The following is an 8,888-nucleotide window of genomic DNA, read 5'->3' on the forward strand; positions in this document are numbered from 1 at the left end:
CAGCGCGATGCGTGCCCGGGGCCCTTCCTGCGTACGACCTACCAGGTGAAGCCGGGCTGCACCGGCATGCACGCCGTCTTGTCCTCGCCGTTCAGGGGCTTCGCCGTCGTCGGCGTCTTGTTGTCCTGCTGCGCCGTGGACTTCGGGTAGGCATCGCCCTGACGCCAGTCCGCGCCGACGGTCAGGGTGATGCCGCTGACCTCGGTCGACTTCTTCACCGAAGTCAGCGGAATCCCGAGGGACTTGGCGACCGCCTGCGCATCGCCCTCCAGCTCGGCGTTGGAGAAGCGGATGATCGTTTTCTTCTGCGGATTGGTCGTGCTGTCGGCCTTGGCCAGGGCGTACCCCTTGCCGGTCAGGATCCCGGCGACCGCCGTCGCACGGCGCTTCTCGGCTATCTGTCCGTCGCCCCCGGTGCCGTTCTGCACCATCACCGCGATCTCACCGGGCGCCGCCGCCGGGTCCTTGGACACGGCCGGGGTGGTGGTCGGCCGCTTCTTCGGGGCCTTGCCGTCCAGCGGAATGTCCTCGCGGACCAGCCGGAACAGCTGCTCGGCGTCGCCGGGCTGGGGCTCGACCTTCCCCTCGTGGCGCGTGGAGTAGAAGTTCGGCATCGTGGTCATGGTGATCCGGCCGGTGGGAACGCTCTTGAGCTCCTCGCCCAGGTCGTACAGGTCCTTGACGGTGTTGATGCCCTTGTCGACGGTGAGCGCGTCGATGGCGGCCTCGGCGAGGTTGCGCAGCTTGGCCGGGTCGGTGAGCTTGGTGTTCTTGCGCAGCTCCCGGACCATCGAGTTCATGTACATGTGCTGCGCGCGTGTGCGGGCGAGGTCGGTACCGTCGTCGAAGCCGTAGCGCGTACGCAGCCATTGCAGGGCCTGCTCGCCCTTGACCGGGTGTGTGCCCGCCTCCAGCTTGAGGCCGGAGCCCTGGCCCTTCTTGTTGCGCGAGTAGACGTTCTTCTCGACGCAGACCGGGACGCCGCCGATGGCGTCGGCCATGGAGACCACACCCGCGAAGTCGATCATCATGAAGTGGTCGATGGTGATGCCCGTGAGCTCGTACCAGGTGGCCACCGTGCAGCCGGGGCCGCCACGGCCCAGTGACTCGTTGGTCGGCGCCTCTGTGGTGGCGCGGTACGTCTTGCCGGTGTCGGGGTCCTTGCACTCCGGGATCTTCAGCATGGTGTCGCGCGGCATGCTGATCACTGAAATGTTGCTGCGGTCGGCCGAGACGTGCACCAGCATCTGTACGTCCGCCAGCGGCACGCCGTTGAACGTCTCCTTGGCGCCGCCGAGCTCCTGGTTCTTCTTGGAGTTCCGCGCGTCCGAGCCGATCAGCAGGATGTTCAGCGGCGTCTGACCCGCGGCGTTGGCCTGGTGCTCGCGCATCTTGCCGCCGAGGTTCAGGTCGTCCTTCTTGAGCTTGCTGTTGAGGTGCTCGTAGTACAGATAACCGGCCCCGGCCGTGCCGAGTATCAGCAGCGACACCACGGCCGCGACCCAGCGCAGTATCCGGCGCTTGCCGCCCTTTCCGCGCCGTCTCGGGCCACCGCGCCGGTGGCCGCTCTCAGTGCCACCGCCGCCGTCCTCCGCTGTCGCGGTGTCGTCGCCGGCCGGCCGGTCATGCCGGTCCTGGCGACCGATCGTGCCTGTGCGGCCCTTGGGAGCCTCGCCCCCCTCGCCGTACAGGCTGTCGTCCCATCCCAGCTCACGGGCCTGCCGGACGCGATCCCGCGTCCCCTCCCCCCGCACCCTGTTCTGTCCCACCCCGGGTCCCCCCTGTCGTTCAGGCTCGCCCCATGACCCGGTGTTCCGGCGTCATTTGGCACATACCTGTTTGTCTGCTTCGACCTTCTGCACACCCTCCGGCGCCTTGGCCGGTCCGGTGATGGGCACCCCTGCGCCCTTGTAATCCGCGCCGAGGGTCAGCGTCATCGCCTCACGCCCCACGGCGTCCTTCGTGCCCGGCTTCAGAGCCGCGGCCGGCAGACCCATCAGGTCCGCGAGCTTGCGGGCCTGGGCGGCCTGGTTCGGTGCGTACGTCAGCGTCGTCCTGGCGAGCTTCTGCGGGGCGTTGCCCTCATTGCTCGACTTCAGTACGCCTTCCTCGTTCTGCAGCCAGGTGAGGGTCGCCAGTGCCGCACCCTGCGTCTCGCTGCCGTTGAAGACCGCGACCCGTACCTCGGAGGCGGCCGTCCTTGCCCCCTTGAGCAGGGTCTGCTGCTTGTTCTTGGCGTCCTGCTCCTTCTGCTTCACCTCGGTGAGCGAGGTGTCGTTCTGCATCATCGCGAACAGCGGCTTGGCCTTGGCCTCGTTGAGCAGCACGGTCGCGCCGTCGGTGTTGTCGACCACCGGCACGGTGGCGAACGTGATGTTCTTCGGATTCACCTTCGAGAGCTCCATACCGAGATCCCGGAGCCTCGAGATCTTTCCTATCCCGCTGTCGACCGTGAGTGCCTTGGTGGCGGCCTCGGCCAGGTCCCACATCTTGGTGGGGCTGGAGAGGGTGTCGCTGGACTTCATCTTCCGGATCAGCGAGCTCAGGAACTGCTGCTGGATCTCGATCCGGCTCAGGTCGCCGCCGAAGCCCACCGAGTGACGCGTGCGGACGAAGGCAAGCGCCTGCTCACCTTCGAGGACGTGCTTGCCCGCCGGCAGGTTGAGCTTGGAGTCCTTGTCATGGATGTCCTTGGCGAGACAGACCTCGACGCCACCGACGGCTGTCGTCATCGACTTCACCGCGTTGAAGTCGGCCATCATGAAGTGGTCGACGGTCAGCCCGGTGAGCTCCTTGACCGTACGCATGGTGCAGCCGGGGTCGCGGCCCTCCTGGCCGAGGCTCTCGTTGAACCGGGTCTTGCGCGTACCGCCTATGACCTTGGTGCCGTCCGCGGTCTTGGTCTCGCAGTCCGGGATGTCGGTGATCAGGTCACGCGGGATGGACAGCGCGGTCGCGTTGGTCCGGTCCTTGGAGACATGGAAGAGGATCGAGGTGTCGGCGTGGCCGACGCTGTTCTTGTCGCCGTAGCCGTCATTGCCCTTGCCGGACCGCTTGTCCGTGCCGATCACCAGGATGTTGACGGCCTGGTCCTTCTTGAAGCCGCCGCTGCCCGCGCCCGCGACGTCGACCGTGTTCAGGTTCGAGTCGAAGTGCTGGTAGACGAGGTACGCACCGACGGAGCCGGCGACGACGATGAAGGCCATCACGCCGCCCGTCCACAGCAGCGCCTTCTTCTTGCGCGACTTGGGCTGCTTGCGCTTGCGCCGGCCCGCCGTGGGCGGTGTCGTACCGCCGGAGGCGTTGCCCGCGCGGCGCGAGCGCTGGCCCGGGACCTGACGGCCCGGTGCCTCGCGGCCCGGAACATCCCCGCCCGGCGTCTCGCGGCCCGGAACCTCCCTGCCCGGCGTCTCGCCCGGCGCGACGGGACTGCGGCGCGTCGAACTTCGCGGGGCCGGGGTCCTGGGAGCCGTGGTTCTCGCGGCCGATGACTGCGGTCCGGATTGATCCAGTCGCAGTTCGTAATTGCCGGTCTGCGGGTTGAGTACCCACTGGTCGGCGGGGTCGATCTCGTCCCGCCCACGGCTTTGCGCATCCACGGTTGCTTGAGTCCTCCGTCGGTGCCACGCGAGGCGCCTCCCCCGAAGGGCGCTCGGTCTTTCGATCCAGCAGGTGCACGACCCAGGGTCGGTAGCACCAGGTCGCGTCACACTATCCGCCCAGTTCAGCGTCGAGCGACGCTCGTGACAAATTCCACGCCCCTTACAAGCGGGCATTCCGCCCAATCGTCATGGACTGCCGACTCCGGCTTGGTCATCGCTTTACTCACACATGCCCACAGCGGCATTCCTGCCGGAGAAAGTCGGCGTCGGTGTCGGGCCCCCGGCTGCGCTGTTGTCGGGCTTCTCGTCGGTCCCGGCCGTGGGCCGCTGCGACGCCTTTTCGGATTCCTCGCTCTTGCCGTCGTCCCCGGACTTCCCCTTGCCCCCGGAGACGACCGTGACGGGCGTGTCCTCCCGCAGCCGCTTGAAGAGCTGGGCGGCCTCGGACTCGATGAGCTCGTCGCGGTTCGGGTCGGCGCTGTACGGCTGCCGCGGAACTGTCAGGAACTGCACCTTTTCCGTCGGAATGTTACGAATCGAGCGGGTCAGGTCGTACAGATCCTTGAGCGAGTCAAGACCCGGATCGGTGGTCAGCGACTTGGTCGCCGCGTCCAGTACCGGGTAGAGCCGGATCGGATTCAGCAGTACGCCGTTGCTCTGTACCTTCTTGACCAGCGCACCGAGGAACTGCTGCTGGCGGTCCATGCGTTCGGTGTCGCTGCCGTTGCCGATGGACTTGCGGGCCCGTACGAAACCGAGGGCCTGCTCGCCGTTGAGCAACTGCTTGCCCGCGCGAAGCCTGAGGTGCGCGTCGGCGTCGTTGATCGGATCCTTGAGGCAGACCTCGACCCCGTGCACGGCGTTGACCATGTCCTTGAAGCCGCTGAAGTCGACCACCATGTGGTGGTCGATGCGGATACCGGTGAAGCCCTCGACGGTACGGATCGTGCAGGCCGTACCGCCGAACTCGAAGGCCCAGTTGAACTGCGAGAACTGCTCTTTCGTGCGGGTCCCGTCGGGCTTGTGGCAGCTCGGGATGGTCACCATCAGGTCGCGCGGGACGGACATCGCCGTCGCGCTCTGCCGGTCCGCGGCGATATGCAGCAGGATCGTGGTGTCGGAGCGCTGGCTGCCGCCGTCGTCGCGGCCGTACTTGCTGTTGCCCTCGCCGGAGCGGGTGTCCGAGCCGAGCAGCAGGATGTTCTGCGCGTTGTGCGCGAGGGACGCCGGGCGCTCCTTCTCGTATGACTCGAGCTCGGCGGCGGCGGTGCTGTCCGTGGTGATGTTGGCGTCGAGCTTGCGGTAGAACCACCAGCCGACGCCGGCCGCGGCGAGCACGACGACGGAGGTGCCGAGGGCGGTCCAACGCAGCCAGTGGCGCTTGTGGTTGGCGGTTTCAGCAGGGGCGCCTTCGGTCGTGCCGTCGGTGCCGTCGGTGCCGTCGGTGCCGCCGGATGTCTGTCCGTCGGTGTCGGACGTCTGTCCGTCGGCGGCGGACACCGTGGCGGAGGCCTCGTCCTGCGGCGCGCCGGCCGCACCGGTTTCGCCCTTCGGGACCTCGTCCGCCTCCTGCCCGGGCGTTCCCGCGGCCGGCTCGTCGTCGGCCGGCCTGTCCGGTTCGGCGGGCGTGCCAGCACTCTCCGTCACGTCTGCGTCCATCCTTCACGGCGTCGGCGGCGCGCTGGGTCGCCGATCGCAGGACTAGACGGCCGAACCTCACGCTTGGTTGTCTTTTTAAGCACGGGTATCGCCGATCATGTACCGGAGTTGACGCTGAGGCCCGGGGGCTCGGCCCGTGTGTGCGCCACACGAGTGGACTTCAGAGGCTTGTCATACGGCGGTGTTGGTGACGCGCTCGCTCTCGATCCGCTTCTCGAGGCCCTCTTGGGACAGCTCGCCGAGATGGCGGCACAGCACCACCGACCCGCCGGCCGCGAGCGGCGCGAACAGCCCGGCCGACAGCCCCTCCCAGGAGTCGTACGCGCGTCCCGTCAGCAGTCGCGAGCCGGGCGAAAGTCCCAAGTCGGCCGCGTCCGCGCGGGCCCGCTCGACCAGCTGTACGCCCGTCAGCTCCAAGCCGCCGACGGCGAGCGCGGGCGCGGCCGGGTCCACCGGCGCGTACGGAGCGAAACGGTCGCCCTGCCCCGGCACCTCAACCGCGTAGTCGGCGAAGCCCGCCGGCGGCTGCGGGAAACGGCCCCCCAGCGGCCGCAGCGCGAGAGCGACCCGCTCCCCGGAACAGGCCAGCGCCGCCTCCAGCGTGTCCGGTCCGCTGACGACGAGATCGGCGTCCGCCGGGTCGCCGCCCACCTCGACGGTCACCCCGACCGAGGAGCAGGCGAGCAGCCAGACCGCGCTCTGCCAGTGCGCGGGAAGCAGCAGCGCGAGCCGGTCGCCGGGCGCGGCGGCAAGATCGCCCTGGAGCAGATTCGCCGTTTTGGCCACCCAATTGGCGAAGGTGGCCACGGACAATTCGACGCGCTCACCGGTGGCGTCGTCGTAGAAGGTGACCAAGGGGCGCGCCGGGTCCGCGGCGAGCGCGGATCGCAGCAGGTCGGCGGGGGTACGGTCGCTGGCGTTCACGCGCGCAAGCGTACGCGGCACGGTGACTGGACAGGCCGCCGTACCGGTGATGCGTACACCGGTCGGACCGCTGCGCCGTCAGTTCCTTGGGAAGCGGAGTCGGCAGCCCCGGCTCAGGATCGAACCCATGCGTGGATTCCTAGCTTTTTCGATCGGCATCGCGTGCACCGCCGCGCTCGTACTCCCGCTCTCGCTGCCCGCCGGCGCTGCCGCCGTGGCGACCCGGGCGCCCGATGTGCCCGGCTCCACCCAGTCCCTGCCGCTCGCAGCCATCGGGGCGACGGCATCGGAGCGGTCCCTCGGGCCCGCGGCGGAACAGGGTCTGACCAAACGTGAGGTCAGACCGTTCTCCCTGCTCGGCGTCGTCTGGGACGACGTGAACGCCGAACTGCACGGCACCGTCCAGGTCCGCACCAGGGCCGTCGGCTCCGGCGCGTGGTCCGGCTGGCAGGGCGTGGAGACCCACAACGCCGAGCATCGCGCCGATCCCGGCACCCGGGAGAGCGAATGGGGGAGGGCCCGCGGCGCAACGGCCCCGCTCTGGGTCGGGGCGTCGGACGGCGTCGAGGTACGCGTACGCGCGGAGGCGGCGGATCCATGGCCGCTGCCCGAAGGTTTGAGCCTCGAACTCGTCGACCCCGGCGAGGAGTCGGCAGCCGGCCAGGCGCCGCCGCCGGCGGACGAGGCGGAGCGGGCGGACGAGGCGGAGCGGGCCGACGACGAGCCGACGTCGGCGGAGGACGAGGATGTGCTCCCGGCGCTTTCCGTGGCGGATACGGAAGCGCAGGCCGTGGCGCAGGCCGAAGAGGACGCGACAGCGGCCGGGGCGGTCGGCGCCGTGGAGTTGAGTCCTTTCATCGGACCGCGCCCGCGCATCATTACGCGCAAGGGGTGGGGTGCGAGCGAGTCGCTGCGCGAACCGGGCTTCGTCTACACCGATTCCGTGAAGGTCGCCTTCGTGCACCACACCGCCACCGGTAACAGCTATACCTGCGAGCAGGCGCCCTCCGTCCTGCGCAGTATCTACCGCTACCACGTAGTGAGCAGTGGCTGGCGCGACTTCGGCTACAACTTCGCCGTCGACAAGTGCGGAAACATCTACGAAGGGCGCGCGGGAGGCGTGGCCAAACCGGTCCTCGGCGCGCACACCCTGGGATTCAACACGAACAGCATGGGTATCGCCGTGCTCGGCACATACAGTCTGTCCACCCCGCCCGCGGTCGCGGTGGACGCCATCGCGCAGCTGACCGCCTGGAAGCTCGGACTGTACGGAATCGACCCCCGCGGCAAGTCGGTGCTGACGTCAGGAGGGAGCGGCAAGTACGAGAAGGGCAAGAACGTCAGTTTCAACGCCATCTCCGGGCACCGGGACGGATTCTTCACGGAATGTCCGGGAAGTCATCTCTACGCCAGGCTCGGCACGGCCCGGACTTCCTCGGCCACGCTGCAGGGCCGGACCTGACGGGGAAAGCACCGACGAACTGCATACACTGCCGGTCTCGAACGAGTGAGCATGCCGGCCCCAGCAGGAAGCAGAGACGACAAGGTGACAGAAGCGATCCTCCTGGTCGGCGGCAAGGGCACCCGGCTGCGTCCGCTCACCGTCAACACGCCGAAGCCGATGGTTCCGGCGGCGGGCGTCCCGTTCCTGACGCATCAGCTGGCGCGGGCGCGGGCGGCGGGGGTCGAGCACATCGTGCTGGCCACGTCGTACCTGGCCGAGGTCTTCGAGCCGTACTTCGGCGACGGCTCCTCGCTCGGCCTCCACCTGGAGTACGTCACCGAGGAGGAGCCGCTCGGCACGGGCGGGGCGATCCGCAATGTCGCGTCGCGGCTGCACTCGGGCCCCGAGGACCCGGTCCTGATCTTCAACGGCGACATCCTGACGGGCCTGGACATCGAGGCGCTCGTCGCCACGCACCAGTCGTCCGGCGCGGACGTCTCGCTCCACCTCACAAGGGTCGAGGATCCGCGGGCGTTCGGTCTGGTCCCGACGGACGCTTCCGGTCGCGTCACGGCCTTCCTGGAGAAGCCGCAGACGCCCGAGGAGATCGTCACCGACCAGATCAACGCGGGCGCGTACGTCTTCCGTCGCTCGGTCATCGACACCATCCCGACGGGCCGTCCGGTCTCGGTCGAACGTGAGACCTTCCCGGACCTGCTGTCTTCCGGAGCCCACCTCCAGGGCATGGTCGACTCCACGTACTGGCTGGATCTCGGCACCCCGCAGGCCTTCGTCCGCGGCTCGGCCGACCTGGTCATGGGCCGTGCCCCGTCCCCGGCGGTCCCGGGCCGCTGCGGCGACCGCCTGGTACTGCCGTCGGCGACCGTGGCACCCGACGCGAAGCTGACGGGCGGCACGGTGGTCGGCCGTGGCGCCCGGATCGGCGGCGGCGCCCGTATCGACGGCAGCGCGATCCTGGAGGGCGCGGTGGTGGAGGAGGGCGCGGAGATCTCCGCCTCCTTGATCGGCGCGGGCGCGAGAATCGGACCCCGCACGGTCCTGTCGGGCGTGGTGATCGGCGACGGCGCGTCGGTGGGCGCGGACAACGAGCTCCGCGACGGCGCGAGGGTGTGGTGCGAGGCGGTGCTCCCGCCGTCATCGGTGCGGTTCTCGTCGGACCAGTAGCCGGGCTTCCCCCACCCGGGGCTCCGCCCCGGACCCCGCTCCTCAATCGCCGGACGGGCTTGAAAAATCAAGCC

Annotated in this window: 6 protein-coding genes; 2 read left to right on the top strand and 4 right to left on the bottom strand. The window is 69.0% G+C overall.

The window, feature by feature from the left end:
* Positions 1-38: 38 nt before the first annotated feature.
* From ACFWDI_RS40345 to ACFWDI_RS40360, 4 genes are all read right to left on the bottom strand, one after another.
* Positions 39-1,769, bottom strand: coding sequence for an LCP family protein (locus ACFWDI_RS40345; RefSeq protein WP_385312015.1), 1,731 nt, complete (start codon positions 1,767-1,769; stop codon positions 39-41).
* 51 nt (positions 1,770-1,820) lie between these two features.
* Entirely contained in the window at positions 1,821-3,599 is a 1,779-nt protein-coding gene (locus ACFWDI_RS40350) for an LCP family protein (protein ID WP_385312017.1), read from the bottom strand.
* A gap of 222 nt (positions 3,600-3,821) precedes the next feature.
* Positions 3,822-5,249: an LCP family protein gene (locus ACFWDI_RS40355; RefSeq protein WP_385312018.1), complete on the bottom strand. Its 1,428-nt coding sequence runs from the start codon at positions 5,247-5,249 to the stop codon at positions 3,822-3,824.
* A 183-nt stretch (positions 5,250-5,432) separates the two neighbouring features.
* Entirely contained in the window at positions 5,433-6,185 is a 753-nt protein-coding gene (locus ACFWDI_RS40360) for a TIGR03089 family protein (protein ID WP_385312020.1), read from the bottom strand.
* A 127-nt stretch (positions 6,186-6,312) separates the two neighbouring features.
* Between ACFWDI_RS40360 and ACFWDI_RS40365 the strand changes: the two genes are divergently transcribed.
* Positions 6,313-7,647: an N-acetylmuramoyl-L-alanine amidase gene (locus tag ACFWDI_RS40365; RefSeq protein WP_385312022.1), complete on the top strand. Its 1,335-nt coding sequence runs from the start codon at positions 6,313-6,315 to the stop codon at positions 7,645-7,647.
* A gap of 51 nt (positions 7,648-7,698) precedes the next feature.
* On the top strand, positions 7,699-8,814 hold the full coding sequence (locus ACFWDI_RS40370) for a sugar phosphate nucleotidyltransferase (protein ID WP_385312023.1): 1,116 nt from the start codon (positions 7,699-7,701) through the stop codon (positions 8,812-8,814).
* The last annotated feature ends 74 nt before the right edge of the window (positions 8,815-8,888 follow it).

The sequence above is a fragment of the Streptomyces sp. NPDC060064 genome, from assembly GCF_042736455.1.
Lineage (GTDB): Bacteria > Actinomycetota > Actinomycetes > Streptomycetales > Streptomycetaceae > Streptomyces.